At 43.2% G+C, this 26,454-nt stretch carries 29 protein-coding genes and 1 pseudogene; 20 read left to right on the top strand and 10 right to left on the bottom strand.

From position 1 onward, the window contains the following. Positions 1 to 51: 51 nt before the first annotated feature. Complete coding sequence (locus DNHGIG_RS03610; RefSeq protein ID WP_282198378.1) at positions 52 to 1,605, top strand: phospholipase C; 1,554 nt, start codon at positions 52 to 54, stop codon at positions 1,603 to 1,605. A gap of 345 nt (positions 1,606 to 1,950) precedes the next feature. After that, on the top strand, positions 1,951 to 3,060 hold the full coding sequence (locus DNHGIG_RS03605) for a GerAB/ArcD/ProY family transporter (RefSeq protein WP_282201344.1): 1,110 nt from the start codon (positions 1,951 to 1,953) through the stop codon (positions 3,058 to 3,060). Positions 3,061 to 3,173: 113 nt separating this feature from the next. Here DNHGIG_RS03605 and DNHGIG_RS03600 read toward each other — a convergent pair whose 3' ends face one another. Both DNHGIG_RS03600 and DNHGIG_RS03595 read right to left on the bottom strand, forming a co-directional pair. Continuing rightward, positions 3,174 to 3,494, bottom strand: a complete 321-nt coding sequence (locus DNHGIG_RS03600; protein WP_282198377.1) for a YolD-like family protein — start codon at positions 3,492 to 3,494, stop codon at positions 3,174 to 3,176. Positions 3,495 to 3,533: 39 nt separating this feature from the next. After that, positions 3,534 to 4,787 (bottom strand): DNA polymerase IV, encoded by a 1,254-nt coding sequence (locus DNHGIG_RS03595; protein WP_282198376.1) that lies wholly within the window; start codon positions 4,785 to 4,787, stop codon positions 3,534 to 3,536. A 219-nt stretch (positions 4,788 to 5,006) separates the two neighbouring features. Between DNHGIG_RS03595 and DNHGIG_RS03590 the strand changes: the two genes are divergently transcribed. The 4 genes from DNHGIG_RS03590 to arsC are packed head-to-tail and all read left to right on the top strand — an operon-like array spanning position 5,007 to position 6,899. Next, positions 5,007 to 5,330, top strand: a complete 324-nt coding sequence (locus tag DNHGIG_RS03590; RefSeq protein ID WP_282198375.1) for an ArsR/SmtB family transcription factor — start codon at positions 5,007 to 5,009, stop codon at positions 5,328 to 5,330. An 11-nt stretch (positions 5,331 to 5,341) separates the two neighbouring features. Further along, the gene (locus DNHGIG_RS03585; protein ID WP_282198374.1) at positions 5,342 to 5,980 is read left to right on the top strand and encodes an MIP/aquaporin family protein; all 639 of its coding nucleotides are present in this window, start codon (positions 5,342 to 5,344) and stop codon (positions 5,978 to 5,980) included. A gap of 13 nt (positions 5,981 to 5,993) precedes the next feature. Beyond that, positions 5,994 to 6,458 carry an ArsI/CadI family heavy metal resistance metalloenzyme gene (locus DNHGIG_RS03580; protein WP_282198373.1) on the top strand — a complete coding sequence of 155 codons (465 nt, stop codon included), beginning with the start codon at positions 5,994 to 5,996 and terminating at the stop codon, positions 6,456 to 6,458. Between the two features lie 15 nt (positions 6,459 to 6,473). After that, the gene (gene arsC / locus DNHGIG_RS03575) at positions 6,474 to 6,899 is read left to right on the top strand and encodes an arsenate reductase (thioredoxin) (RefSeq protein WP_282198372.1); all 426 of its coding nucleotides are present in this window, start codon (positions 6,474 to 6,476) and stop codon (positions 6,897 to 6,899) included. A 108-nt stretch (positions 6,900 to 7,007) separates the two neighbouring features. On the opposite strand, the gene DNHGIG_RS03570 is transcribed toward arsC, so the two are convergent. Together DNHGIG_RS03570 and DNHGIG_RS03565 are read right to left on the bottom strand one after the other, a co-directional pair. Further along, on the bottom strand, positions 7,008 to 7,922 hold the full coding sequence (locus DNHGIG_RS03570; protein ID WP_282198371.1) for a permease: 915 nt from the start codon (positions 7,920 to 7,922) through the stop codon (positions 7,008 to 7,010). A 2-nt stretch (positions 7,923 to 7,924) separates the two neighbouring features. Continuing rightward, entirely contained in the window at positions 7,925 to 8,851 is a 927-nt protein-coding gene (locus DNHGIG_RS03565) for a TIGR03943 family putative permease subunit (RefSeq protein WP_282198370.1), read from the bottom strand. A 364-nt stretch (positions 8,852 to 9,215) separates the two neighbouring features. Between DNHGIG_RS03565 and DNHGIG_RS03560 the strand changes: the two genes are divergently transcribed. The 7 genes from DNHGIG_RS03560 to DNHGIG_RS03530 all read left to right on the top strand — a co-directional run bounded on the left by DNHGIG_RS03560 (position 9,216) and on the right by DNHGIG_RS03530 (position 16,715). Next, on the top strand, positions 9,216 to 10,145 hold the full coding sequence (locus DNHGIG_RS03560) for a metal ABC transporter solute-binding protein, Zn/Mn family (protein WP_282198369.1): 930 nt from the start codon (positions 9,216 to 9,218) through the stop codon (positions 10,143 to 10,145). Between the two features lie 476 nt (positions 10,146 to 10,621). Then, on the top strand, positions 10,622 to 11,611 hold the full coding sequence (locus DNHGIG_RS03555; RefSeq protein ID WP_282198368.1) for a LacI family DNA-binding transcriptional regulator: 990 nt from the start codon (positions 10,622 to 10,624) through the stop codon (positions 11,609 to 11,611). A 200-nt stretch (positions 11,612 to 11,811) separates the two neighbouring features. Continuing rightward, a complete protein-coding gene (gene rbsK, locus DNHGIG_RS03550) occupies positions 11,812 to 12,750 on the top strand; it encodes a ribokinase (RefSeq protein WP_282198367.1) in 939 nt (312 codons plus the stop codon). 29 nt (positions 12,751 to 12,779) lie between these two features. After that, positions 12,780 to 13,175 (top strand): D-ribose pyranase, encoded by a 396-nt coding sequence (gene rbsD / locus DNHGIG_RS03545; protein ID WP_282198366.1) that lies wholly within the window; start codon positions 12,780 to 12,782, stop codon positions 13,173 to 13,175. Then, a complete protein-coding gene (locus DNHGIG_RS03540; protein ID WP_369414661.1) occupies positions 13,138 to 14,709 on the top strand; it encodes a sugar ABC transporter ATP-binding protein in 1,572 nt (523 codons plus the stop codon). The genes rbsD and DNHGIG_RS03540 overlap by 38 nt, the downstream gene beginning before the upstream one ends. Beyond that, the gene (locus DNHGIG_RS03535) at positions 14,696 to 15,697 is read left to right on the top strand and encodes an ABC transporter permease subunit (RefSeq protein ID WP_282198365.1); all 1,002 of its coding nucleotides are present in this window, start codon (positions 14,696 to 14,698) and stop codon (positions 15,695 to 15,697) included. Before DNHGIG_RS03540 ends, DNHGIG_RS03535 begins: the two co-directional genes overlap by 14 nt. A gap of 37 nt (positions 15,698 to 15,734) precedes the next feature. After that, positions 15,735 to 16,715: a sugar ABC transporter substrate-binding protein gene (locus DNHGIG_RS03530; RefSeq protein WP_282198364.1), complete on the top strand. Its 981-nt coding sequence runs from the start codon at positions 15,735 to 15,737 to the stop codon at positions 16,713 to 16,715. 72 nt (positions 16,716 to 16,787) lie between these two features. On the opposite strand, the gene DNHGIG_RS03525 is transcribed toward DNHGIG_RS03530, so the two are convergent. From DNHGIG_RS03525 to DNHGIG_RS03505, 5 genes are all read right to left on the bottom strand, one after another. After that, positions 16,788 to 17,219, bottom strand: coding sequence for a disulfide oxidoreductase (locus tag DNHGIG_RS03525; protein WP_282198363.1), 432 nt, complete (start codon positions 17,217 to 17,219; stop codon positions 16,788 to 16,790). Beyond that, positions 17,216 to 17,962, bottom strand: coding sequence for a DsbA family protein (locus DNHGIG_RS03520; RefSeq protein WP_282198362.1), 747 nt, complete (start codon positions 17,960 to 17,962; stop codon positions 17,216 to 17,218). Before DNHGIG_RS03520 ends, DNHGIG_RS03525 begins: the two co-directional genes overlap by 4 nt. Positions 17,963 to 18,425: 463 nt before the next feature. Beyond that, entirely contained in the window at positions 18,426 to 18,887 is a 462-nt protein-coding gene (locus tag DNHGIG_RS03515; RefSeq protein ID WP_282198361.1) for a hypothetical protein, read from the bottom strand. 202 nt (positions 18,888 to 19,089) lie between these two features. Further along, on the bottom strand, positions 19,090 to 19,338 hold the full coding sequence (locus DNHGIG_RS03510; protein ID WP_282198360.1) for a spore germination protein: 249 nt from the start codon (positions 19,336 to 19,338) through the stop codon (positions 19,090 to 19,092). 157 nt (positions 19,339 to 19,495) lie between these two features. Continuing rightward, positions 19,496 to 19,828 carry a hypothetical protein gene (locus DNHGIG_RS03505; RefSeq protein ID WP_282198359.1) on the bottom strand — a complete coding sequence of 111 codons (333 nt, stop codon included), beginning with the start codon at positions 19,826 to 19,828 and terminating at the stop codon, positions 19,496 to 19,498. Between the two features lie 219 nt (positions 19,829 to 20,047). On the opposite strand from DNHGIG_RS03505, the gene chrS reads away from it, so the two are divergent. From chrS to DNHGIG_RS03470, 7 genes and pseudogenes are all read left to right on the top strand, one after another. After that, positions 20,048 to 20,536: a chromate efflux transcriptional regulator ChrS gene (gene chrS / locus DNHGIG_RS03500; protein ID WP_282198358.1), complete on the top strand. Its 489-nt coding sequence runs from the start codon at positions 20,048 to 20,050 to the stop codon at positions 20,534 to 20,536. 13 nt (positions 20,537 to 20,549) lie between these two features. Further along, positions 20,550 to 21,146: a chromate efflux transporter ChrB gene (gene chrB, locus DNHGIG_RS03495; protein WP_282198357.1), complete on the top strand. Its 597-nt coding sequence runs from the start codon at positions 20,550 to 20,552 to the stop codon at positions 21,144 to 21,146. After that, positions 21,143 to 21,685 (top strand): chromate efflux transporter ChrA, encoded by a 543-nt coding sequence (gene chrA, locus DNHGIG_RS03490; RefSeq protein ID WP_282198356.1) that lies wholly within the window; start codon positions 21,143 to 21,145, stop codon positions 21,683 to 21,685. The genes chrB and chrA overlap by 4 nt, the downstream gene beginning before the upstream one ends. A gap of 15 nt (positions 21,686 to 21,700) precedes the next feature. Further along, positions 21,701 to 23,314 (top strand): gamma-glutamyltransferase, encoded by a 1,614-nt coding sequence (gene ggt, locus DNHGIG_RS03485; RefSeq protein WP_282198355.1) that lies wholly within the window; start codon positions 21,701 to 21,703, stop codon positions 23,312 to 23,314. Between the two features lie 259 nt (positions 23,315 to 23,573). Next, positions 23,574 to 23,957 (top strand): VOC family protein, encoded by a 384-nt coding sequence (locus DNHGIG_RS03480; protein WP_282198354.1) that lies wholly within the window; start codon positions 23,574 to 23,576, stop codon positions 23,955 to 23,957. Between the two features lie 439 nt (positions 23,958 to 24,396). Beyond that, positions 24,397 to 24,969, top strand: a complete 573-nt coding sequence (locus DNHGIG_RS03475; protein WP_282198353.1) for a hypothetical protein — start codon at positions 24,397 to 24,399, stop codon at positions 24,967 to 24,969. 471 nt (positions 24,970 to 25,440) lie between these two features. Further along, positions 25,441 to 25,807 (top strand): annotated as a pseudogene (locus DNHGIG_RS03470) (VOC family protein). A 199-nt stretch (positions 25,808 to 26,006) separates the two neighbouring features. Here the strand turns inward: DNHGIG_RS03470 and DNHGIG_RS03465 are convergent. Continuing rightward, positions 26,007 to 26,201 carry a hypothetical protein gene (locus DNHGIG_RS03465; RefSeq protein WP_282198352.1) on the bottom strand — a complete coding sequence of 65 codons (195 nt, stop codon included), beginning with the start codon at positions 26,199 to 26,201 and terminating at the stop codon, positions 26,007 to 26,009. Positions 26,202 to 26,454 lie beyond the last annotated feature (253 nt).

Below are 26,454 nucleotides of genomic sequence, written 5' to 3'. Positions count from 1 at the left end.
GGTTAGTAATGAGGGAACCCTGAGAACGAGTGAGCGAGGAGTTGAGAAAAGGTGAAAGCGAAGAAAACGGCCATTGGTCTTGCCAGCGGTATTGTAGCGTTAAGTTCTGTTTTTGCTGTACCTGTATCAACACATGCTTCCGAGAAATTCGATCATCAGGATTCTGTCGATGCAAATGAAAAACATTCCGCTCCTACAACAACGCCCATTAAACACCTCGTTGTCCTTTTCGACGAGAATGTTTCTTTTGACCATTACTTCGGTACATATCCCCATGCTGCAAATCCTCCGGGCGAGCCGAAATTCACAGCGAAAAAGGATACTCCACGCATCAATGGATTGACAGAAGAGCTTTTGACAAAGAACCCGAATCAATATAATCCCAAACGTCTCGATCGCTCCCAAGCGATGACCGATGATATGGATCATGAATATACGGATGAACAAAAAGCATTTGACGGCGGTAAAATGGATAAATTCGTTGAATATACATCGGGTGGAAAAGACAAGTCGCTGGTCATGGATTATTACGACGGCAACACAGTAACCGCCCTGTGGAATTATGCGCAACATTACGCCATGAGCGATAACTCCTTTGGCACATCGTTTGGCCCATCTACTGTAGGGGCGCTCAACCTGATTTCCGGGCAAACGCATGGTGCCACCGGATATCTGAATGGAGTGAAGGTTGGAGATATCAAGGATAATGTGGCAAACGGTACTGTCATCGGTGATCCGGATCCGTATTATGACAAAGCGTCCGATCCAAAGAGAGCACAAGCGGCCATGAGCGGAAAAAATATCGGTGACCTGTTGAATGCGAAAGGTATCACCTGGGGCTGGTTCCAAGGTGGATTCCGCGATACTCAAGCGAAGCATCAAAATATAGCGGGGAAATGGATCACGGATTATAATCCCCATCATGAACCGTTCCAATACTATCAGTCTACAGCGAATCCTGATCACCTACCGCCCACTTCCGTTCAAATGATCGGGCATACCGATCAGGCGAATCATCAATACGATCTTGAAGACTTTTGGAAAGCTGCGGAGGCAGGAAACCTTCCAGCAGTTAGTTTCCTGAAAGCCGCTAACTATCAGGACGGTCATGCCGGATATTCGGATCCGCTTGATGAGCAGCACTTTATCGTAGACACGATCAATCATTTGCAAAAACTTCCTGAATGGAAAGATACAGCGGTTATTATCGCATACGATGATTCCGACGGCTGGTATGATCATGTTATGGGGCCGCTTGTGAATGGATCGAATGACCCGCAATATGATGCTTTATTTGGACCCGGAAATGCCGGTAAACCTATCATTGCCCCGTACCTAGATCGTGCAGGATATGGGCCGCGCTTGCCATTGCTGGTCATCTCACCGTATGCGAAGAAGAATTTCGTCGATCACACCGTTACCGACCAGGCATCGATCTTGCGCTTTATTGAGGATAATTGGAAGTTGGGGCGGATCGGTGACGGTTCCTTTGACGCCATTGCCGGTTCTTTAGAGAACATGTTTGATTTCTCCCATGGTCCTAGAAATAACAAGCTCTTCTTGGATCCGGTTACGGGCGAACCCATAAAGGATGACGAGCAGTAATCCCTTGAATTCACTTGTAACGACAAACTCCCTCGTTGCCACAGCAGCAGAGGGAGTTTGTTTTCGTTCAGAGGCGGATTCTTGGGTAGGAATGGAGAGGAGATTTTTGCACATTCTACATTGGTAGTGAGTGCAAAAGTTAGGTGTTCATGACTTAAAACGGCTTGCACCAGTGCAAGTAAGCGGATGGCTTGATACGTCCTTCGGACACCTGGAGGGATATACGCGCACACACTTGACAGGTGAAATATACGCAGTCTCCCGGGTTCAAACCGGGTTCTGACTAAGGAGGCGATTAAAAGAAGAAAAAACAGCAAGCAGCATGCGGGGGGTGACGTGAAGCAAATGATTGAGAAAGGCAGGATTTCCGCATTGCAGATGTGGATCATGCTCTATCCGACGGTGATCGCAACCGACATTATCACTGTACCGGCCATCAGCATAAAATATGCGGGACGTGACTTGTGGTTGTCGACGATCTGGGCTTCTCTGGTCGGCTTCTTGGTGGTGTATGTGATCGACCGATTGAACAAACTGTACCCTGGGCAAACGTTCATTCAATACTGTGAACACATTCTCGGCGTACTACCGGGGAAGTTCCTTGGATTGATCTACCTGTTTTATTTCCTTTTTGCAGAAGGGATCATACTGAGGGAATATGCGGAATTTGTGAATGAAGCATTCCTCAGCCATACCCCGTCTTTTGTCATCGTGGGAGGTCTCGTTTTCGTTTGCGCCTGTGCTGTACGGGGAGGGGTAGAAGTAATAGGAAGAAGCGCGCAGTCATTCTTCGCTCTTTTTATCATTACCATTTTCTTGGTCGTATTGTTCCTTCTCCCTGACTTACACGTTAGGCATATGTTTCCAATCTTGGCGCATGGGATCATGCCGACCATAAAGGGAGCGTTTGTCAGTCAAAGTTGGTATTGTCAAGTCTTTTTAGGTGCCTTTTTTCTTCCTTATGTCGTCGATCGTGCAAAAGGAAAGAAATGGGGGATGATCACCGTTCTTTTCATCATGTTGAATCTGTTGATGATCAAATTGACCGTCTTGTTCCTGTTTGGACAGGAAGTTACATCGATGCTGACCTATCCGACCATGGATGCGGTCCGCTATGCGAGTCTGGCTGACTTTATTGAACATCTGGATCTGTTTGTGATGGCCGTATGGGTAGCAGGTATGTTCGTGAAGGTCTCCGTTTACTATTATGCGTTGGTGCTCGGTACCGCTCAGTGGCTAAAGCTGTCCGATCACCGCCCGCTCGTGCTCCCGTATGGCTTTTTGATGATCTTATTCACATTTTGGATTGCTCCATCCTACCAGAAACTAGGTGAATTTATTGAAAAAGCCGATATTTTTGAGGTAACGCTTCTCTTTACTGTGATTCCTGTTTTCCTGCTTCCGCTCTCTGTCCTGCGTAAACGAATGCAGGGAAAAGGAGGTCAGGCAAGTTGAACCGTTCAGACACCATCGGATTACCTGTAGTTTAATACCCATCGCGCTTCATTTGAGAATTTTTTTGTTTAGCAGAATCAGAGAACATCCTGTAATTAGGATTTGTAACGAGATTAAATTGTCTCGATCTTCACCACTTTTTTCATGGGCACTCGGTACATCCCTTCATCTGTTTGAAGGCGTAATTCTCCATACTTTATGACCGGCACCCCTTCCCATACAACATTTTGAGTAGGATCAAAGATTGTCACACGAATTTTGTATTGATATTGCAACGCTTCTCCAAGAATATATCCCATTTCCGTCCATTCATCTTCGGACAGAATGGGTTGCTCTTGTTTGGTCCACTCCTGTTGGGACTGTCTCATCAATTCCCTGTGCTCCGGCAACACAAGTCGCATCGCCTCAAAGATGTTTCCGTCCATGATTTTCATGCTAGCTCCCCCAATGACTGTAATGACTACCCCATAGGTTTATATATAATGCCCGCCAATCTTACGGCTGCGATCCAACAATTGTCCAGCTTCTTTTAGGCTTACGGCTCGCATGATACTCGTCTCGCCATATTTCATGCGAATCGTATCCACTGTCTGTGACAAGCGGTTCCGTTTCACCACATCGTGAAAGAGTGACAATTGTACAGCATTCGATAACTGCAACTGATCGAGCGACACATGAACCGCACGGACACCCTCCCCTTTCCACCAGCGATCCAGTAAATGCAACAGGTAAGGATACAGGTCATCCGCTTCATCCGAATAAAAATCAAGCGTTTTCGCTTTGTAAAAGCCACCTTTAAAACCTGCGTACGTGAGACCGAGCCCAATCCGTCTGCCTTTCTGCCCGAAATGCCGCGCCCGTTGGCAAACTTCATCGAGCAGTTCCAAAATGACGACAGCGATGTCCTCCCGTTGATAAAAATCCCGCGGTAACGTCGTACGGTGGGACAGCCCCTTGTGCGGCGCGTCATAGGCTCCGGGATTGATCGGTGAATAGTCCTGGCCGTGGCTCCATCGGTGAATGACCGTGCCCCACACGCCGAATCTTTTCAACAGATCGATCTCCGGGATCTGCGCCACATCGCCGATCGTTTTTGCACCGAACTCATAATACAAAGCCTCCGCCCTCCGCTTCAGTCCCCACATCTCGAACACGGATAACGGATGCAGTTGGGTCGGGACATCTTCCTCCGTCCACCACACGATTCCGTCGGGGTGTTTTTTTGCTTGTTTGTTTGCCATTTTCGCCATCCATTTGTTATACGAAAGACCGATGCGGCAGCGGATGCGAAAGAGATCCCAGATGGCTTTCTTCAGCTCGCGGGCCGCTGCCAGCGGATCGGGAAACAGGAGTGACGGATAAGGAAATGCAAAAAACGCTTCATCAACCGAAAATTGCTCGTGCAAAGGGAACATCGATTGAATCACCTTCTGGATGCGAACGCTGGTTTCCAGATAAAACCGCATGCGGGGTTTTACAACGATCGCCCTAGGGCAACGCTGTAACGCTTCCCCAAGCCGCATCGCATTTTCAACCCCGGCTCTCTTCGCCGTAGGTGTTGCCGCCAAAATGATCCCGGATCTCCTTTCCGGATCGCCCGAAACCACCAGGAGCGGGTCGGTGGAATCGTCATTTTCACGGCGGGTCAATGCGAACTCCGACCGGCTGGCGGCTTCGCATGATGCATAGAAGCTTTGCATATCCACGAGACCGTAAATCCACTTCATGGGCATAGTCACCTAACCCTGTATGTCCTCTCTAAAATACGAACAAATGTTTGTGTTCTTTATTATATTGTATTGGGTTCGATCTATGCAAACGTATGTTCTTGATTATATTCCTTTTTTTGTAAATTAGTAAGTGGATGACTATTCATGAAGCCTATCATATTGATATAACCATATTGTTATATTATAATTATATTTTGAAAGGAGGAAAAAGAACGAATGGAGATCCATAAATTAGCAGACTGTTTCAAGGCGCTTGGAGACCCTACGCGATTAAAAATGATTGCTTTACTCAATCTTCGGGACTTTTGTGTCTGTGAATTTATTCCTATTTTTAACATTTCACAGCCCGCCATCTCGAAGCATCTGAGCCGTCTTAAAAGTGTGGAATTAGTCACGGAGAACCGAAAAGGACAATGGGTATTTTACTCTTTAAATCGGGAGCGCTTGGAATCCATTGGACTTGCATTAAAAAACTTACCGGATGTATCGGAAGAACTTAGAAAACTTGAAGAAAAAGGTTTACTCGTGAACTGTGAGTAGGGAGTAGAGAGATGAGAAGGAAACTGATTTCTGAGTTTATTGGAACGTATTTTCTCGTGTTCGCGGGGACTGGCGCCGTTGTAATAAACGAACTCACCAAAAGCCTGACTCACGTGGGAATCGCTTTGACTTTTGGTCTTGTGGTAATGGCTATGATCTACACTTTTGGTCATATTTCGGGGGCTCATTTCAACCCTGCCGTGACGCTGGGATTTCTGACAACGGGTGATATTCGACTCCAGGAGGCGATCCTTTATATCGTTACGCAGGTGCTCGCAGCGATTGCGTCGAGCGGATCACTTCTTCTCATGTTTGGGAACGTGGCGAATTTGGGAGCCACTTTGCCGAGGTTTTCGTGGCAGCAGTCGTTTGCTTTGGAATTCATACTTACCTTTGTTCTCATGATCGTGATTCTTGGATCCGCGGTTCATGGAAAAGCCGACAAATCCTTTGCGGGCGTTGCCATCGGAGCGACCGTAGGACTTGAAGCGATGTTCGGGGGACCCATAAGCGGTGCTTCGATGAATCCCGCCCGTTCGATAGGACCGGCTCTTGTATCCGGTACGTTGGAATATCTTTGGATTTACATTGTCGCAACGATCTTAGGCGCAATTGTTGCTGCAATTGTCTATAAAATTCTTCACGAATAGGGGAGATTGGAGTATGACAACTTTTCGCATGCACGTCGCGATTAACGTCGAAAATCTCGAGGAGAATTTGAAGTTTTACCGTGCGTTCTTCGGAGCAGAACCTACGAAAGTGAAAGAGAATTACGCGAAGTTCGAACTGAACAATCCACCCCTTCATTTTTCGATGAATGTGCGTCCGCACGAAAAGAAAGGTGTCTTGAATCATTTGGGGTTCCAGGTGGAAAATACCGAAGCCGTTTTGGCGGTGAAAGAGCGCTTGCAAAAAGCCGGTCTCGTACCCATAGACGAAATGGGCACCACTTGCTGCTACGCGGTGCAAGACAAGATTTGGGTGCGTGATCCTGAGGGGAACGCTTGGGAGATCTTCTACACCAAAGAGGATTCCGAATTTGAATCGGCGGGCGAAGCTGCGATTCCAGGCGTTTGCTGCGCCCCGTCTCCCTCTTCTGAACTGATCGGTTTGGAAGAACTCAAATAATCGGAGGAATATGCAATGACGGATAAGAAAAAAATCATGTATTTCCTTTGCACGGGGAACTCATGCCGCAGTCAGATGGCTGAAGGATTCGGGAAAAAATATTTGGGGGATACATTTGAAGTCTACAGCGCGGGGATCGAAGCGCACGGATTGAATCCCAACGCGGTCAAAGCAATGGCTGAGATAGGAATTGATATTTCAAGCCAGACATCCGATAGGATCGATCCTGATTTACTGAACAAAGCGGATTACGTAATCACGCTTTGCGGGGATGCGAACGATAAATGTCCGATGACTCCTCCTCATGTCAAACGTGAGCATTGGGGATTTGAAGATCCAGCAAAAGCGACCGGTACAGAAGAAGAAAAATGGGCCGTCTTTCAACGTGTACGCGATCAAATTGAAGAGAGAATCAAACGCTTTGCTGAGGAAAGCAAATAATTGCAAGTAGAAATTATATACATCCTTCAAAAAGAAGATCCCTCTTCGATTACGATGAGGGATCTTCTTTTGAAGGATGCTTTCTATTGAATTTTATTGGTTATCCCATTAAATGTTCAATCCTATGTGATTGATCAGAATGCCTCCGCATAGAGTCAGGATCATAGCTAGGAAAAAGGTAATGACTACGATCCTACGGGGAAAAACGCTTGGGAGTAAGAACAGATTTCGCATATCAATCATTTGTCCAATCACTAAAAAACCTAATACTCCTCCACTTGTTGTCAATCCCGCTAAGGATCTGGCAACAAAAGCATCCGCTTCTGAACAGAGGGATAACAGGATCGCGAGTACCATCATCCCTATAACGGATCCAATGGGATGTTTTCCAATCGGAGATAAAACGGATGCAGGTACCCATGTTTGTAACAGAGCGGCAACTGCGGCGCTGACTACGACAAATCCACCAACTTCAAAAAACTCGAGAATGGCGTGTCCAATGACAGAACTTAGGATTTGTGAAACGGATCGTCTTCGTGGTGCGAGACGGGTGGTCGCAATTTCTGCCAACGGAAGCTCAAATCCCCTCATTCTCGGCCGTTCACTTTTCTTCTGTTCAAATGATAAGAGTGTCCATCCGATCACGACAGAAATCACAAATGTCGTAGTCACCCGCAACCACATCATGGAAGACTGCATGCCAAATGCGACATAAGTGGCAAACATGGATAACGGATTGACGACAGGCGCTGATAGTGTAAAGGACAGGGCTACAGACGTTGGGACTCCTTTTTTTATCAGGCTACGAGCCACTGGAATCGTTCCGCAATCACAAACGGGCAGAACCAGTCCGAAAAGAGAGGAGACGATAACCGCTAGTATGCCATTTTTCGGTATCAGACGTAACATTCTCTCTTGTGGCACGAGTTCCTGAATCAACGAAGAAAGCAATACACCGAATAAAATGAAAGGCAACGACTCAAGGACAATGGACAGGAAGATCGTTTGTGCTGCTTGCCACATGCTTAGTTGCCCCCCGTAATATCCATTGTAACGGGGTACATATAAGGATCTGCTGGTTCCTGAATGGGGTGAATAGCATGACCGATCAATACAGGTTTATTCGGGTACCCGTAATACCAACTGGTTGCTGCAATTTTGTCGGCTTCAGGAATCTTCCGTGTTGAGATCGTCCCGTCAATTTCTACCCAAGAGTTATTTTTGTACTTCGAAGCGTCATTCGTCTCTACCGTAATTCCAATCGGGGTGGCATCTGCGGCACAGCAGGTAATTAAGTAGCGACACAAGATCATGCGATTTGCCGGCCAACCCTCGGGATGATAAACAAACCCAGTGAATTTGAACCTCCGATTAAAATAATACTCCGGCGCAATCAGGATATTAGCCTCCACATCGAGTAAGGATAATTCCGCTCCCTCTTTGGGTTTCGGAGGTTTTGGAATACCTTTCATGTCTGCGCGGGGAACCTTCGATAAGTCGACTTTATCATTGTTTTCATCATGACTCGTTGATGAAAGCGTGTCTGTAGATTTCTCCTGCTTTATCACGGAGCCATTGGCACTTTCTTTGGATAACGCTTGTAGACCATTATTCATCGTTGAGGCTCCTAATGCTTGAGTAGGCACCAACAATCCCAAAGCGACGGGGACAACTAACAAGAGCGACACGATTCCCGGACTCATTGTATGCCCATGATGATGATCATGATCATGGGCGCACTCACAAGCGGACCGGTTCGTAAAGAATGAAAAGAGCGCATATAAGGTCATCACAATGAGGACGCCCAGAGTCAGTTTTAATAAAACCGCAATGTGAGGGGCTACTAATCTATGGATTTCCCCTGTCTCAAAAAGCTTGATCAGATAAATCGAAAAACCAAATAAAATCAATGCCTGCAGTAATCTTCCGGAATCCAATCGTTGACTCTTCATTCGCTATCACCTCATCTTCTGAATGTAGCACTCATCACATTGCGCAGTTTGAAGGTAATCGCTTCATAAAAACGGTGGATCTGCGGCCCGTTGTAAAACAAAGTGGGTGTTTGAAAATTCTTTCATTCACAGCAGATCTGCACCCTCACTAAGTATACTAAAAGATAATGATAAAAGAGAAACATTAAGACCACTTGTTTGTCTATTTACTCAACGGGACTTCAAAAGATGTAAACTGAACACGAAAAATGATTCGTGGGTTTCAGATGGTATATAAAACCATTCTTGACAATCTAAATCGTAAAGATTACGATTTAGATTGTAATGACTACGATTTCGATTGATGAGGAAGGGAGTTCACAAATTGAAACACAATAAATTACTGATGACCGGTTGTTCATTGGCATTCACTACGGCACTTTTACTCTCAGGCTGTTCAACCCATTCTACAAATACTGCATCATCTTCCCCCTCTACTACACCTGACAAGAAGATTAAAGTCATAGCAGCCGAGAATTTTTACGGAGAAGTGGCTCAGGCGGTTGGCGGGGATCGTGTTGAGGTCAAATCCATTCTTACCAATCCGAATGTGGATCCCCATGAATATGAACCCACTCCTGAGGTAGCGAAGGAAATTACAGACGCTCAGGTGATCGTCTACAACGGCATCGGGTATGATGACTGGATGGATAAGATTTTGAAAGCGGGATCTTCCACAAATACGAAAACTGTTATTAACGTAGGTAACGATTTATTAGGGAAAAAAGTAGGAGATAATCCGCATGTTTGGTATGCCCCAGAAATCATGCCTAAATTGGCCAATAAGATTGCTGACGATCTATCAAAGATCGATCCAAGCCAAGATCAAGCTTTCCATCAAAGGGCGAAAGACTATATCGCTACGCTGGATCCTTTAAATAAGAAAATCCAGCAATTAAAACAAGCTTCACCAACGCCGATTGATGTATCGGAGCCTGTTTTTGATTACATGCTCAAGGATCTTAACTTAAACATTAACGATCCAAATTTTGCGAAGGCAATCGAAGAGGGGAGCGACCCGATTCCCGCCGATCTGATTCAGTTACAAAACGATATGAAAAACAAGAAAGTCAAATTTTTCGTCTATAACATCCAAAATTCGAGCGCGACAGTGGATAATATCGTGAAGCTTGCAAATTCAGCGGGAATTCCTGTTGTGAAAGTCACCGAAACAGAGCCGGAAGGTAAAAATTATCTGCAATGGATGATGGATCAACTGAATGAAGTAGAGAACGCATTGAAAGTTCGAGATTAATTAAAGCTTGTTGATATCATTTGTAACAGTTATTGAATCGTCCTGAGTCTTACTTGATGAATTTAATGAAAGAATAAATCATTAACGTACAAAATCAGCGTTTTGCTGCCAGGCCACGTCAGATTATTCAGCTAGCTATATGCCCTTGGGGTTATCTTATGATTGGTGAATAGGTGTATCGTTGAGCGGCGGCGGGACACACCAGTTTCGGCGGCCATAGCCTACTTTGTACAATTGGCCGCCAAACTCTGCATTTCTGAGCTGCAAAATACATATATCGTTCTTGAGCTTGAAGAACGATACCGTAAAAAAGGATCTACAACAGAAGGTGACGATATACATTCGTTATCATAAATGATTGACAAAAATATATATTCAAACTAGTATATAATTACAAAATATAAACGTTTAGATTTTTGATTTTTACCTTTTATACAGCAAAACTAACAAGATGAATGAAATGATGAGGAAGAATTATGTCAACCATTAAGGATGTTGCAAAAAAAGCAAATGTATCAATCGCAACCGTTTCTCGAGTCATTAATGGATTGGGAGGAGTTAAACCTGATACAGAGAAGCGTATATTGAAAGCGATTAAAGAAATGAATTACTTACCCAATCACTTAGCAAGAAGCATGGTCAAGAAACGTACGGATACGATCGGGGTAATTGTTCCCGATATTACCAATCCGTTTTTCCCTGAAGTTATTAAAGGGATTGAGGTGAGCGCAAGGAAGCATGGGTTTACCACTTTTTTAGCCAATAGTAATGAATCAGTAGCAGAAGAATCAAGAATCCTTCATGTTCTTCGTAAAAGACGTGTAGATGGTCTTATCGTGACTACATCAAATGAATTGGAAAGCCCACTATTACAGTTCGAATCTGACGAAATACCGATTGTTTTGTTAGACAGGGATATCGAAGGAAGTTCTTATGATGCTGTTATAATAGATAACGTTGGAGGGGCATACGCAGCGGTTAAACATTTGATAACAGAGGGGCATAGCCAAATAGGTTTAATCGCAGGGCCGTCTAGTGTTACTCCTGGACGGGATCGAACAAAAGGGTACCTGAAGGCTCTTAAAGACTTTGGCATTCAAGTGAATCCAGATTATATCCGAGAAGGAGATTTCAAGGAAGAGAGCGGCTATCGGCTAGGAAGTGAATTACTTTCCATGCCATCTCCTCCTACTGCTATATTCTCATGCAACAACTTAATGACACTTGGTTTGCTCAAATATATTCAGGATCAAGGTCTTCGATTAAAAGAGGATGTTACTGTAATAGGTTTTGATGATCTAGATATCGCGAATTTTATCAAGCCTCCACTAACCGTGGTGTCTCGTCCGATGCGATATATGGGAGAAGTAGCGGCTAATTTACTCATCGATAGAATTAACGGATTGGAATCGACAGAACCACGTAAGATCGTGCTTGTTCCTCAGCTATTAGTTCGAGAGCCGTAACAGTAAATAAATTTTTTTAATCCTTAGTGTAAACGTTTACATTTTTTAATAAACACTATGTTCTGAATGATTGGTATATTATTATTTAACCTACAAAAAGCGCAAAGAATTAGAAGGTTCTATTGGAATACAACAAAAAGAATGTTTACTTTAAATTATTCATAAATAAAATGTAAACGTTTAGATTTGGAGGTACTGTCATGTTAAAGGAACCGATTATCACAGTGTTAGGCAGTATGACGATGGATTTAGTTGCCACCGCTCAAAGAAGACCCATTAAAGGAGAAACGATTCTCGGAAAAGACTTTGGGATGGTCCCAGGAGGAAAGGGCGCCAATCAGGCGGTAACTGCAGCCAAACTGGGAATCAAAACTTATATGGTTGGACGGTTAGGAAAAGATTTGTTTACGAGTCCAATCTTGGATAATTTACGAAGCGAAGGTGTGGTTACGGATTTCATTAAAGTCGATGAAAACTCTGCTACGGGAATTGCTCATATCAGCGTAGATGCTCAGGGGGATAATAGCATCATTATGGTTCCGCTTGCGAATGCAAATGTCAATCAACAAGACGTAGATGAGGTTGAGGAACTTATTTCTAGATCGACGCTTCTGATGATGCAGTTAGAAATTCCGGTTGAAACTGTTTTTTACGCAACAAAAGTTGCTAAAAGATATGGAATTCCTGTCATTCTAAATCCAGCACCGGCGCAACCTCTTCCTGATGAAATGTATTCATATATCGATTATTTGACTCCCAACGAAACGGAGACGGAAATTCTTACCGGGATTAAATTAACTGATATTGAGTCTGCAAAATTTGCGGCAAAAGAATTATTGAACCGCGGGGTAAAAAATGTCGTTATTACTCTTGGTGAAAATGGATGCCTTTTGGCCGACGGTGAGGATTACCATCATATAACTGCCCGTAAGGTAGAAGTGGTAGACACTACAGCAGCAGGCGATGCATTTAACGGAGGCATGGCGGTAGGATTAGCGAAAGGGATGTCATTAAAAGAAGCTGTTCAATATGGTGGAATTGTCGGAACACTGGCTGTCACAAAATTCGGAGCTCAATCGTCTCTCCCCTCTTTACAAGAAGTAAATGAATTTATAAAAGCGAGCCTTTCCCAAGCCTAAATTAAAAAATCAGTCAAGGAGGAATTCACATGAAAAAGTCAGGAATCTTAAATCCGCAATTATCCAGAGTCATTGCGGAAACGGGACACAAGGATCTTTTGGTCGTTACGGACGCTGGTCTTCCCATTCCACAAGAAATCGAACGTGTTGATCTTTCTCTTGTTGCCGGTAAACCAGCCTTCTTAGATGTCTTAAAGGAAGTCATTAAAGAGCTCGCGGTGGAGAAAATCATTCTTGCTGAAGAGACTGAAAAAATTAGCCCACATATGTATAGAGAAATCGTAAGTCTCTTTCCTGGTATACCAATTGAAACCATGCCTCATGTGGATTTTAAGAAGAAGACGAAAGAAGCAAAAGCTGCTATACGATCAGGTGAGTTTACACCATATGCCAACGTTATTCTTGTTGCAGGTGTTGTTTACTGATAGTACGGAAAGCGAGTTGAGAAAAATGGGTGAATTCTTGCTTGAATTACGAGGTATTAAAAAGTCCTTTTACGGAGTAAAGGCACTGGATGGTATGAATCTTCAAGTAGGGAAGGGGGAGGTACTTGCGGTTCTTGGTGAAAACGGTGCCGGAAAGTCTACCATGATGAAAATCATTGCAGGAGTATATCAACCAGATGAAGGGGAAATTCTTATTGAAGGAAAATCAGTTACAATCAAAAATACGGTTGATGCACAAAATCTTGGAATATCCATTATTCATCAAGAATTCAACTTAATTCCTCACCTCAGTGTTGCTGAAAATATATTTCTTGGTAGGGAACCGATGAAACGGGGACGTCTCTTTATTGATTGGTCAAGGATGATAGATGACACGAAAAAATTGCTTCAACAAGTTGGCTTATCCGTCAATCCAAAACGACTCGTAAGTTCGCTCAATGTTGCTGAACAACAAATGGTTGAGATCGCAAAATCACTTTCGTTTAAATCAAAAGTCATCATTATGGATGAGCCTACGGCTGCTTTGAATGACGAGGAAACGAATAATTTATTTAATATTATTAAAGATTTAAAAAAAAGAGGAGTTGGTGTCATTTATATCTCTCATCGAATGGAAGAGATTTTTGAGATATCCGATAGCATTATGGTTCTGCGAGACGGGAGATACATAGACCGTTTGAAAACGAAAGAAACCAATAGGGAAAGAATCGTTTCACTAATGGTAGGACGAAAATTAACCGATTACTATCCAAGTTTAGTTGAGCCAAAAACTAAAGTGAAAATAGAAGTTAATAACATTTTTGTTGGAGACAAAGTAAAGGGGGTATCGTTTCAAGCCTATGAAGGTGAAATTTTAGGGATTGCAGGGCTTATGGGATCAGGTCGCTCCGAGCTAGCCAAAGCTTTGTTTGGGGCGCTTCCAATCATTCGAGGAACAATGATATTGGATGGGAAGAAAATCACATTAAAAAATACGAAAGATGCTATTCGCCATGGGATTGCTTTGGTGTCAGATGACAGGAAAAATGAAGGGTTAGTTTTATCTATGTCTATTGAGGAAAATATTTCCCTTGCGAATATGGATTTAATCATGAGTTCATTATTTATCAATCAAAAAAAGCAAAAAGAATTAGTGGAACGCAATGTTAGATTCCTGAAAATTAAGACGTCTAATCCAAGTTTGGAAGTGAAGTATTTAAGTGGCGGAAATCAGCAAAAGGTAGTCATCGGGAAATGGCTTGAAACAGACCCTAAGATATTTATATTAAATGAGCCAACCCGTGGAATCGATGTTGGAGCGAAAGCGGAGATTTATCAATTAATGAAAAAACTCGCCGAACAAGGGGTTACGATCATCTTGATTTCTTCCGAGTTACCGGAATTACTTGGCATGAGTCACCGAATTCTAGTCATGCACGAAGGGCGTATCACAGGTGAATTTAGTAGAGAAGAAGCGACACAAGAAAAGATTATGATTTGTGCAACAGGGGGTGAAACGAGTGGAGTTGCTTAGGAAATATCGTACTTTATTGGTTTTGCTAATTATAATCATTTTTGCTTCCTTGTTGAGTAGTGCATTCTTTACAACAACGAACTTGCTTAATATAGCGCGTCAAGTTTCAGTCACTGCCATTGTAGCAGCTGGGATGACTTTGGTTATCCTAGTTGCCGGAATTGATTTATCAGTAGGATCTGTACTCGCCATTTCGGGTGCAGTCGTTTCAAAAGTGTTATCATCCACAAACAATGTTGTATTTGCTATTTTTGCAAGTTTATTTGTCGGATGCATCTTTGGTGTTATTAATGGTTTCTTATCAACAAAAGGGAAGATGCCATCCTTTATTGTGACGTTGGCAACTATGGCAGCCGCAAGAGCTCTTACATTAGTATTTACAGGCGGCTATCCTCTTGTTATCCGAAATGCCTCATTCCTTAAGATTGGTAACGGATACATTTTGGGGATTCCAATACCGGTGATTCTGATGATAATAATCTTTGCGCTTCTATATGTGATGCTTAAGCACACGAAACTAGGGCGCTACATTTACGCAGTTGGTGGGAATGAAACAGCCAGCCGGCTAACAGGAATCAATACGCACCGCATCATCATGGCGACATTCATACTCAGTGGATTATTTACAGGTATTGCTTCCTTAATATATACCGCTAGGCTTAGTTCTGCTCAACCTTCAGCGGGGACAGGGCTTGAACTTGATGCAATTGCAGCTGTCATTTTAGGTGGAACAAGTCTAATGGGCGGACAAGGAGGAGTTGTAGGGACATTAATTGGCGCCTTTATCATGGGGATTCTGGACAATATTTTAAACCTTTTGGATGTTAATCCATATTATCAAGGACTTGTTAAAGCTTTGGTAATTATTTTGGCGGTATTTGCTGATAACAAATTTTCTTCGATGGCACTCTCTCGTTATAAATCTCAATCTCAAATTGAACAAACAAATGAGATCAATGAAATTCAAGAAGTGAAAGTTAACGGATAAGTGATGAAATTCAATTATAAATTAGGGGGAATAAAACATGAAAAAAGGAAGAAAAACACTGGCATTTTCCATTGTAACATGCGTTGTGTTGGCTTCATCATTAGTCGGTTGTGGTAGCTCAAAAGAATCAACATCCAGTCAATCTGCATCTACCCCGGCTTCTTCTAAGAAAATTAAAATAGGGCTTGCTATGAATACATTAAATAATCCTTTCTTTGTTGCAGTGAAGGAAGGGGCTGAAGCTCGTGCGAAGGAAATCGGAGCAGATCTTATTGTTACTGATGCTCAGAACAATGTAGGAACCCAATTGAGTAATATTGAGAGCATGATCCAACAGAAACCTGATGTTCTAATTATTGACCCCGCTGATTCTGATGCCGTAGTTCAAGCAGTGCAAGAGGCAAACAACGCAAATATCCCGGTTATTACGATTGACCGAAGAGCGAATGGCGGGAACGTTATTGCACACGTCGGATTCGACGCTGTAGAAGCAGGGAAAATGGCGGGTGAATGGTTAGCGAAAGCATTAAATGGAAAAGGAAATGTAGTTGAAATCACGGGTATTATGGGAACAAACGTAGCTCAAGATCGTGATAAAGGGTTTACGGAAGTAATGAAAAATTACCCGGATATTAAGATTGTTGCTAAACAAACTGCAAATTTTGATCGCGGTGAGGCTTTGAAAGTCATGGAAAATATTATCCAAGCGAATCCAAATATTGATGGCGTATATGCAGCCAACGATGAAATGGCGATTGGAGCGGAACAGGCTTTAGAGGCTGCTCACTTGACAGGTAAAGTTAAGATCGTTGGAACGGATGATACCGATCCTATGAAGGAACTGATTAAATCTGGAAAAGCTCAGGCAACTGTTGCTAATCCTCCTTACTTTTTGGGTAAAGATGCTGTGAACGCAGCAAAAGACTTAATCGATGGCAAAAAGTTAGAAAAAGATGTAATCTTAAAAGCTGATCTTGTCACAAAAGAAAACGTAGATTCTGTCAAAACTCGTGATTAATGACTTCAAATCAAATGCCGAGGGTAGGGCTTCTTAGCCCTACCCTGCTTATTTAGGAGGATTTTATATCCCTTATTCATCCTCCTTCCCGATCGACAACAGGATCGTAATGACGAAAAAACCGAGGAGTGCCAAAAACGGGATCGTAATAAACCCCAGCCAATTCATGTACTGACTGCTGCAGGGAACTCCTACGGTACAGGGAAGCACTTTCTGCATGCCCGGTATTTTCTGCTCCAAATAATGAAACAGGGAAATGCACATCCCAATGACGCTTAAAGTTTTGGCATACGGGATAATTCCGCGGTCGTTTTTGTAAGAGGCAATCCCCAGCAGTATGGCGAGCGGATACATGCAAATGCGCTGGAACCAGCATAACTTACAAGGCTCGAGCCGCATAATCTCACTTACATATAAACTGCCACAGAGCGAAACGACGGATACTAACCATGCCAGATACAGGCTATACGTTCTGAAGAATCGGATTGCTCGATCGCGCATCATTGACCGGTTTCTCCTTTGGCCTTCAAAATCGCTTCTTTAATCGCACTGTAAGTAAACGTATCGTTATCAGAAACTTCTTTTCCATTAATATAGATCGTTGGGGTACTGTTTACGCCCAGTTTCTCGGCAATGTCTTCATCGTTTTTTACATCCTGAGCAAAAGTATTGTTATCGATGTCCTTTTTCAGTTTATCGTAATCTACCTTAAGATTGGACTGTTTAGCAATTTGAACGAGAAAATCCGATGTGGCCCAGTTGGTGTGTTCATCGCCCTGGTGAGCGAAAACCGCTTCGTAAAACTTCCAGAATTCCTCCGGGTTCTGGCGGTAAACGGCTTCACCGGCCATTGCCGCCGTTCTCGAATCTGCATTGGGACTAATAATCGGATCGTTGATATAATAGAACTGTACCGTTCCGTTATCTATAAAGTCTTTTTTTAACTGCGGTAGGATCGTTTGATCAAATTCCTTGCAGGCAGGACATTTGAAATCGGCAAATTCGACGATCTTCACAGGAGCATCCTTCGATCCTATTGATGGATGTTTATCATACTGGAATTCTTTCACATCAACCGTTTGATCATCTTGTGGACGGGAAATCGCATGCATAATGATTAGTGCAACGCTAACAACAAAGATAACCGCTAGAGTCCATTCTATCAACCGTTGTGTTTTTCTCGTTGTTTCGAGTTCCATTTGTCGCTGATGTTTTTTTATTTTCTTTGCCATATTTGTTTTCACCATGGGATCCTCCTACTCCTAATGATGCTTTGTCATTTTGGTATTGCATGTGGAGTGGATCTATTGTGACACCTCTCAACATATTACCTGGCAGTTAAAAGGAGTATAATTTATCAAGTATGTCCAAATTAAAATCTTTATTCCAAAAGAAATACCTGCCAAAAAAGTGAACAAAAATACTGCTTAACTAAATGTCGAAGTATTCCTGTGACAGATGAATCTCACCTGATAGCGAATCATATGTTCATACTTACTAATCCCATTCTAGCTGATTCATATGATTGATCAATTGGAGACCGAAGGAAAAACCGTCACGCTTGTGGTTATCGCTCATAAGTTTTCAGGATATCGAGCCGTAACGGATACATTATGAAGTTACAGTCATAAATGAAAGAGGTGATTGATATCGATCACCTCTCTTTTATGTGTGACTTCCTTTTTATGAAACGAGAAATCTTTGTTTACTTCAAGATACCATATTGTGATGAATAGAATCCTGATCGTTACTTTTGTTTGCTGATTCCTTTGAAAGAAATCCCCACAAAAATGCCATCATTAGGATATAAACGAGATCCACAAATAAAACCATATAAAGAGGATGATCATCCATGGTCATGACGCCTAGCATAGCTCCCATCATACCACCCATGATCCCTGCCATTATGCCATCTATGATTGCCATAAAGCCTAAAGGCTTCCCCGTCAGGTATCCAACGATCATACCCATCAGAACCCCAACGACAGTCGGAACAAACATTTTCATGATCATCATTGCGATGATGGTTCCCACGACAACACTGGACATCATCGCGTTTGACATCGCAACTATCATCCCTGTCATAATCGACATTTCTGTTTTCCGTTTGGTCGTCAACCGAAAAACGTAAATAGAAACGATAGCAACAAAAATGAGAGATATCCAGCTCATTGCATCGATCAACACCTTCGTTTATTACCCTTTCTGGCAATCATTCATAATAAATATAGTTAAATCAAGGAAACTTATTATAGCCCAATGGAGCTATTTTCATGGAGGGTATATATGTATGTACCGCAAGTAAAGAACCGATACCGACTCTTCCGCAGGAAAACGAAGCTCCAAAGAAAGAGTCTGTATCGGTCTACAACGTTCACCATCTCCTGTGGCTGACTCTTAACAGAGGAAGAGGTAAGCCAACCACTTGTTGATCGTTGCCATCAGGATCAATCGTGTTTGTCCAGCTAAAATAGTTGAACGATGCGGCAAAATCCCCTGTATTCCCCGCTCCAGCCCCGTTATAAGTCTTCGATGCGGATCTTGGACTAATGAGAAACGAATCACCGATTACGATCTGGCCAGAGTTCGTATTGACTCTAAAAGCTCCAACAGACGATGGCATGGAGTTCACCTTCTTTCCTTGTCCCCATTCTATGCAAGTCCGGCTCTCCTGGCATAAACTTTTGTTCGTTTGCTGAAAATTTGGTTGATGGAGAACAGGCAGAAGGATTTCGAAACCGGCCATCCTCGACTGGATGGTAAGTTAGCGTTCACGGCGCTTATTGTACATTGCGGTTTCTTAATTCCTGCAAACGGTTCCATTGTTTTCGCATAAGCGATATCCGCTCCTCGGGAGGTAACGTATCCCAATGTTCGAATAAATACTGATTCGCCCATTCATAACGAGCTAAAGTATTCTGGATCAATTCGTTCTCGCTTTCCAATTTTTCTTCATGATACATCCGGTCTGCGATTTGTTCCAAACGGTGTTGCTGTTTTTCAAGAATAAAGTCCAATGTATCCGGACTCAATTGGTCCCATACGGAAAGCAAAGCATTGTTGGCCGCTTCGTAGCTACGCAACGTTTGTTCAAGAATCTCACGATTTGTCATACGAGGCCTCCTATCCGAGGAACAGGGAATGATAAACACAGACATAGGGTACACCGTTCAGGGAAGGAGTATTCGATTTCAATCAAATGAAAGTGAGAAAGAAACGTTTGGATATAATTGAATTATCTGTTGATATGCAAGTAAATTTCAGATATATTTATACAAAACGAAAGTATTTTTTTCTTTTAACCTTCGAAATGATAAAAACGGAGGGTGCGTATGGTTTACGTCTATACCGAATCGAATGAACTTCCACAGATGACACTTGATGAGATCGATCGTAGCATCCTGGAGGCGTTGCACGAAAACAGCCGCATATCCTATACGGATCTGGGGAAACAAATCGGATTATCACGCGTGGCTGTCCAGTCTCGTATCAGTGCTTTAATCGAGGAGGGGGTTATCGAGCGGTTTACTGTCGTCATCAATCCCGTAAAGGTTGGAATGAATGTGTCCGCATTTTTTAACGTGGACATTGAACCGAAATACCTTCATGAAGTCGCTGAAAAGTTGGCCATGGAACCGGCTGTCACCAGTCTGTATCACATGACGGGCCCAAGCACATTACATATGCATGGGATATTTGCAAACATGAAAGATATGGAGAATTTCTTGCTAGAAAAACTTTACACAATGCCGGGGATCATTCGTGTAGAGACCCAAATGTTGCTGAAACGTTATAAAAGCCGGATGGGCATGAAGTTGTAAAGAGGTGAAATCCATGTCGAAGGGAATGTGCCTGTACAATGAGCTCGTGATGGGGATGGTGCGAACGGGTATATTGGGATATGGAGGAGGTCCTTCTGTCATCCCGCTCATACGATATGAGGCAGTGATCCGATACCAATGGGTGAAAGATGAGGAATTCGGCGAAATCCTCGCATTAGCGAATGCTCTACCAGGGCCGATTGCACCGAAAATGGCAGCGTATCTTGGGTATCGAAAAAAGGGGGCTCCTGGTGCCATCGTGGCGGTACTTGCTCACATTTTGCCCACAAGTGTAGCGATGGTAGCCTTACTGGGTGCACTTTATGCGCTCAAACATTCAAAAGTGGTAGCGGGGATGATCGGCGCCGTCCGCCCGGTCATTGCGGTTATGCTTGGTCTCATGGCTTATGAATTCGCGGAAAAAACGTGGAAAGGTCTCGGGAAAGTTTGGGGGCTTGTAAGTGCCCTTGTGGCTTTTCTCCTTCTTACAGTCATCCATCTGAATCAAGCGATTGTCGTAGCGGTATTTCTCGCTTATGGAGCCGTTCATTTGAAATTGTGCGCTTCCATCATGAACAGGAGAAGGGGAAAGAAAGGAGCTTCCTCATGACCGGGTGGGATTTGTTTTGGGGATTCTTTGTCGCTAACGTTCTTGGGTACGGAGGAGGCCCTTCTTCGATCCCTCTCATGCAAGATCAAATCGTCAATTATTACCATTGGTTAACGAATGAACAATTTGCCGATGTGCTTGCGGTAGGGAACGCTCTTCCCGGACCGATTGCCACGAAGATTGCGGCTTATGTGGGTTATCAAGTCGACGGATGGATCGGTTTGGTCGCGGCAACAGTCGCCACAGTCGCACCTTCAGCTGTCGCATTAATCGCACTCTTGAGTATTCTGAATCGTTTTCGCGGGTCGTCGGTGGTTAAAGGAATGACCTCGTTCATCCAACCTGTCATTGCCATCATGATGGTTCTTTTAACCTGGGACATGGGGGAAGTATCCATCCAGTCGATAGGTATTTGGCAATCTCTTGGAATCGCAGCGGTCTCGTTTTGGGCGATGACAAAAGGCCGCATGCATCCCGCTTTAGTGATCGTTGCCGCATTTGCGTACGGTGGTTTGGTGTTATCCCATACCATGAGTTAAAGGGGGCACGTAACGATGTTGAACTATGATCCCATACATTATCCTTATCCGTCACGCCGCTCCATCGTGTTTGCAAAAAACGGCATGGTGGCTACATCGCAACCATTGGCGGCGCAAGCAGGCCTCGAAATGCTCAAAAAAGGCGGGAATGCGATCGATGCGGCGATCGCGACGGCCGCTTGCCTAACGGTGGTGGAACCGACATCCAACGGGATCGGCGGAGATGCGTTTGCACTCGTGTGGACAAACGGTAAATTGCACGGACTGAATGCAAGCGGTCCGGCTCCACAAGGCATTTCCATTGAAGTCTTGCAAAGAAAAGGGTTATCGGAAATCCCTAAATACGGCTTACTTCCGGTAACTGTTCCGGGTGCTCCCTCCGCATGGGCTGCACTGTCCGAGCGCTTTGGAAAACTGCCGCTGACAGAAGTCCTGGCTCCTGCGATTACATATGCGGAGAGCGGTTTCCCGATAACCCCAATTCTAGGGGTAAATTGGAAGCGATCGTTTGATCATTACAAACAGATATTAAAAAGTGAAGTTTTTCAAGGATGGTTCCAAACGTTTGCTCCGGAAGGAAGAGCACCCGAAATCGGGGGAATCTGGCGCTCCTCCGATCACGCGAAAACACTGCAGGCGATTGCGGAAACGAAAGCCGAGTCATTTTATCGGGGTGAGATTGCCGAGAAGATTGATCGCTTCTTTAGGAAGCATGGAGGATATCTTAGGAAAGAAGATCTGGAAGCTTACCGGCCGGAATGGGTCACACCGATTGGTGTCAATTACCGCGGATATGACGTTTGGGAAATTCCCCCCAACGGACATGGATTGGTCGCTTTGATGGCACTGAACATTTTAAAGGGATTCGATTTTTCGGAGCGCGATACGGTCGATACGTTTCATAAGCAAATTGAGGCGATCAAACTGGCATATGCGGATGGGAAAAAGTATATCGCCGATCCACGCAACATGTCCGTGCGCGTGGAAGACCTATTGTCAGATGCGTATGCGGAAGAAAGAAGAAAATTGATCGGAAAAGAAGCTTTAGAACCTGAGCCCGGCCAACCTCCAAAAGGAGGCACCGTATATTTGGCGACGGCCGACAGGGATGGAAACATGGTTTCGTTTATCCAGAGCAATTACATGGGCTTCGGATCAGGAGTAGTTGTGCCTGGGACAGGTATCGCCTTGCATAACCGAGGGCATAATTTCTCGTTTGACCCCAAACATGATAACGCGCTGGAACCGGGAAAGAGACCGTATCACACCATTATTCCCGGTTTCTTGACAAAAGATGAACAGCCTGTCGGACCTTTCGGCGTCATGGGAGCATTTATGCAGCCACAGGGTCATGTACAGGTGATCATGAACACGATTGATTTCCATTTGAATCCACAGGCTGCGCTTGACGTTCCAAGATGGCAGTGGATCGAGTGGAAAACAGTGGAGCTCGAGCATTCATTCCCGCCATCTCTAGCGGAGGCGTTGGCCCGCATGGGACATGACATCAAGTGGGCATCAGGCTCCGACAGTTTCGGACGAGGACAGATCATATGGAGAAATAACGAGAATGGAGTGCTCGTCGGAGGAACGGAACCGAGAACCGATGGGCAGATTGCAGCTTGGTAAGGGAATGTATAGTAGACCTTTGCATGTTTCATGTCATAGGTCTACTTTTTTTGTCTCGGAATATCCCTCTAAATGGAGAAATAAACCTCTTTTTCGTGTGCATATCCTTTGATACAGCAGTATATTCCAGAGTGATAATGTTGTAATTCGATAAAATTAAAAATTGGTAGAATAGGTAATATTTTTTATGTTAGAATTTAGTCAAGGATCTGGCCGCGATTTCATGTGAAAAACTGTGTTTACGGGGAGGGTGTCTGTTTTGATTAAACAATTAGATCACCTGGTACTCACTGTAACGAATCTCGATCGAACATGTGATTTTTACACACGTGTGCTCGGTATGAAAGAAGTCGTTTTTGGTAACGGAAGAAGAGCATTACATTTTGGGAATCAAAAGATCAATTTACATGAGAAAGGAAAAGAATTTGAACCTAAAGCTCAGTTTCCGACAAATGGATCTGCTGATCTTTGTTTTATCACCGATTGGCCTTTGTTCGAAGTAATTAACCATTTAAAGAATTGTCAAGTGGATATCATCGAAGGACCTGTCAAACGAACGGGGGCCGTTGGTCCCATTGAATCCGTATACGTTCGAGACCCTGATGGAAACCTGATTGAAATTTCAAACTATGATATTTCATGATAGCCCTCCATGTCGCAAGCGGCACCATCAGAGGATGAAAAGTTTCTTGTGCGGGAAGAGAGATTTAAGCTGCCTTATGAAACGGAGTATCTTTTGGGTGGGTTGTATCGCTTTGCAGCGCAGAGGTGAGTTGAAGGTCGTTCCGCAACCTCTATTAAGAATCCGGGCGGGACGACCTTCATCGAACCCAAGCGCAAAGCGATACCCCCACCCAAGCACTCATTTTCAAAATAGTCCCCCATGCCGCAAGCGGCACCATCAGAGGATGAAAAGTGTCTTCGAATGGGCGTAATGCTTTGCGTGAGACAGCGACTTTGGAGGTTGTCTCGCCACATCTGATCATTGTTCCATGCGAGACGACCTCCACGGAGCGCGAACGCAAAGCATACGCCCGCCAAACTACACATTTTCAAGGTAGTCAAAAGAGGCAATGGTGAAAATGGAAACAAAAAAGGAAAAAGCATTAAATTTTATACAATTTTTAACGATAAATATTGCATGTAGTTTTGTTCAAATAATAGTACTTTTTATTTTGGGTGTTTTATTGTTTTTTATAGGTTTTTTTTCAGGACAATTTATTTGGCAAGTTTCTGGAAACGCCCAGTTAGGTTTAATGATTGCTCCTATACTTAGTTGTGCTATTATTTTTAGTGTTTATGCTTTTGTGTGGTTTGTATATTGGTTAGTGTTATTTAAAGAAGAGGGGATTAAGTGGTTTTATTGGAGAGTAGCCTTTGCTACTCTACCTCTTGTAATCATGTTAATTATGTTTAATCCTCAACCTGACCCTATGGCTATGATACCTATACCAACGGAATTCGACTTTAGTTGCCTTATTACAGGAATCATATTATTTCCCATATACTCAGTTTCCATCTACAAATATGTCTTATTGGAACAGTCCTCTTCCCACAAAGTAAGAAACACCATAGTTTTGTGTGTGGTAATGTTGATGCTTGGTTCTGTTTCATTTCTTTCAAGTTGGAAAATGATGGACTTCATTTATTATTGACACCTTATATTCGGTAGACGCCTTACAATGTGTACACAGTACAGATGTCTTTATTATTTTAGGGTTTCCCCACTTCGTTCGGTAGGGGAACACCGCCACGATCCGAATCTTAGCCGCTGTGGTCACGGAACTGGAAAGGAAGGAATTGTTTCAGATTCGGCGTATAAAATATATTCTTGTAATCCAATGATAATCCTTGTGGAAATTCAATACAATGTGTCGTAGCTTAGTCAGTAGGGCATTCGACTGTGAATGGGCGGTCACAGGTTTAAACCCAGCCGCCTTGCCATTATAGAGGAACTGAAATTTGACCGTAAATGGACCAAAGGATCCTCTATTCCGCTTTATTCTCTGACTATTGTTATACATTTGTTCAATCAATAACTAAATGGAAAATGACATTCGAATCATAGAACGTGAAATTTAGAAGAAAACGAAAAAAGTGATTCTTTCATTGAGGGAGGCATTTAAATGGGCAAGGTATTAAGATTTGAGTTTCAGGTTCCAAATCCTGAACAAGCTATACAGTTTTATTCTAATTGTTTTGGGTGGAAATTTGAAAAGATGCCTGGACCACATGATTGTTGGTTCATGATCACAGGCGAGAGTGGTGAACCAGGTATAGATGGAGGATTGATGAAGTCTCCTGACGGCCACAAGAACTATAAACTCCATTGAAGTCCATTCTGTTGATGAATATCTTAACAAGATAGTCGAAAATGGTGGAAATGTAGTTGTACCTAAAACGCCTGTACCTGGGATGGGATACTTTGCGTATTGTACAGATAACCAAGGACTTCTTTTTGGAGTATCTGAGATTAATCCTGATGCAAAATAATTAATGAATAAACTGAACTTTTTTGTACAGTTTACAGACTGCAGACAAAATTCCTTTCTGCTACTGTGACGAAGGAGTTTGTCCGCAGTCTGAAGAGGGGAATCCCCCACAATATTTATCATGCAATAATCTTTTCATACTGCTTGGTGTGTGAACCCCGTATGATTTCTTGCTCCAAATGATGCTCGCACCTCTCTTGTTATTTCACACTCAAAATTTGAGGTCGACTGAAGGAATTATAGGTTATGCTCGGGGCTACTTCTTGTAACCATCGGTTGATTCGTTTATCGAGAACCTGAAATTTGACCGTAAAAGAACCGAATTTTTTTATAACGTCTGATTTTTTCATGCCATGTGCAGTGAGGGTATGACGATTCAAAACCACTTCAGCCATGTAATTGCATCCTGGAAACGAGCATCGTTCCATTTTACGTCCACCTCGGAAAAATTTTTGAACCTTACGTTTTCAGGATATCAACCAAAAATGAAATTCTCATGAAGATTGTTTTTAAAAATGAAGAAGAATTTTCAATCAAAATAATGGGTTTGTTTGTTCATCGATATGCCAAAAAAGTCGTGATTTTTGGCATCGTTATCAAACTCCCTATCGTTTTATATAATTGTTGGTTCATCGTACTTTCTATCCG

The organism is Collibacillus ludicampi, from assembly GCF_023705585.1.
Lineage (GTDB): Bacteria > Bacillota > Bacilli > Tumebacillales > BOQE01 > Collibacillus > Collibacillus ludicampi.
Note: the sequence above shows the minus strand (reverse complement) of the source record. Positions and strands in the feature narration are given on the sequence as shown.

Excerpts from the sequence above, each read along its gene's own strand:
- DNHGIG_RS03605 (WP_282201344.1), top strand. The coding sequence starts at position 1,951 with ATGATTGAGAAAGGCAGGATTTCCGCATTGCAGATGTGGATCATGCTC.
- DNHGIG_RS03600 (WP_282198377.1), bottom strand. The coding sequence starts at position 3,494 with ATGAAAATCATGGACGGAAACATCTTTGAGGCGATGCGACTTGTGTTG.
- DNHGIG_RS03595 (WP_282198376.1), bottom strand. The coding sequence starts at position 4,787 with ATGAAGTGGATTTACGGTCTCGTGGATATGCAAAGCTTCTATGCATCA.
- DNHGIG_RS03590 (WP_282198375.1), top strand. The coding sequence starts at position 5,007 with ATGGAGATCCATAAATTAGCAGACTGTTTCAAGGCGCTTGGAGACCCT.
- DNHGIG_RS03585 (WP_282198374.1), top strand. The coding sequence starts at position 5,342 with ATGAGAAGGAAACTGATTTCTGAGTTTATTGGAACGTATTTTCTCGTG.
- DNHGIG_RS03580 (WP_282198373.1), top strand. The coding sequence starts at position 5,994 with ATGACAACTTTTCGCATGCACGTCGCGATTAACGTCGAAAATCTCGAG.
- arsC (WP_282198372.1), top strand. The coding sequence starts at position 6,474 with ATGACGGATAAGAAAAAAATCATGTATTTCCTTTGCACGGGGAACTCA.
- DNHGIG_RS03570 (WP_282198371.1), bottom strand. The coding sequence starts at position 7,922 with ATGTGGCAAGCAGCACAAACGATCTTCCTGTCCATTGTCCTTGAGTCG.
- DNHGIG_RS03565 (WP_282198370.1), bottom strand. The coding sequence starts at position 8,851 with ATGAAGAGTCAACGATTGGATTCCGGAAGATTACTGCAGGCATTGATT.
- DNHGIG_RS03555 (WP_282198368.1), top strand. The coding sequence starts at position 10,622 with ATGTCAACCATTAAGGATGTTGCAAAAAAAGCAAATGTATCAATCGCA.
- rbsK (WP_282198367.1), top strand. The coding sequence starts at position 11,812 with ATGTTAAAGGAACCGATTATCACAGTGTTAGGCAGTATGACGATGGAT.
- rbsD (WP_282198366.1), top strand. The coding sequence starts at position 12,780 with ATGAAAAAGTCAGGAATCTTAAATCCGCAATTATCCAGAGTCATTGCG.
- DNHGIG_RS03540 (WP_369414661.1), top strand. The coding sequence starts at position 13,138 with ATGCCAACGTTATTCTTGTTGCAGGTGTTGTTTACTGATAGTACGGAA.
- DNHGIG_RS03530 (WP_282198364.1), top strand. The coding sequence starts at position 15,735 with ATGAAAAAAGGAAGAAAAACACTGGCATTTTCCATTGTAACATGCGTT.
- DNHGIG_RS03525 (WP_282198363.1), bottom strand. The coding sequence starts at position 17,219 with ATGATGCGCGATCGAGCAATCCGATTCTTCAGAACGTATAGCCTGTAT.
- DNHGIG_RS03520 (WP_282198362.1), bottom strand. The coding sequence starts at position 17,962 with ATGGTGAAAACAAATATGGCAAAGAAAATAAAAAAACATCAGCGACAA.
- DNHGIG_RS03515 (WP_282198361.1), bottom strand. The coding sequence starts at position 18,887 with ATGAGCTGGATATCTCTCATTTTTGTTGCTATCGTTTCTATTTACGTT.
- DNHGIG_RS03510 (WP_282198360.1), bottom strand. The coding sequence starts at position 19,338 with ATGCCATCGTCTGTTGGAGCTTTTAGAGTCAATACGAACTCTGGCCAG.
- DNHGIG_RS03505 (WP_282198359.1), bottom strand. The coding sequence starts at position 19,828 with ATGACAAATCGTGAGATTCTTGAACAAACGTTGCGTAGCTACGAAGCG.
- chrS (WP_282198358.1), top strand. The coding sequence starts at position 20,048 with ATGGTTTACGTCTATACCGAATCGAATGAACTTCCACAGATGACACTT.
- chrB (WP_282198357.1), top strand. The coding sequence starts at position 20,550 with ATGTCGAAGGGAATGTGCCTGTACAATGAGCTCGTGATGGGGATGGTG.
- chrA (WP_282198356.1), top strand. The coding sequence starts at position 21,143 with ATGACCGGGTGGGATTTGTTTTGGGGATTCTTTGTCGCTAACGTTCTT.
- ggt (WP_282198355.1), top strand. The coding sequence starts at position 21,701 with ATGTTGAACTATGATCCCATACATTATCCTTATCCGTCACGCCGCTCC.
- DNHGIG_RS03475 (WP_282198353.1), top strand. The coding sequence starts at position 24,397 with ATGGAAACAAAAAAGGAAAAAGCATTAAATTTTATACAATTTTTAACG.
- DNHGIG_RS03465 (WP_282198352.1), bottom strand. The coding sequence starts at position 26,201 with ATGGCTGAAGTGGTTTTGAATCGTCATACCCTCACTGCACATGGCATG.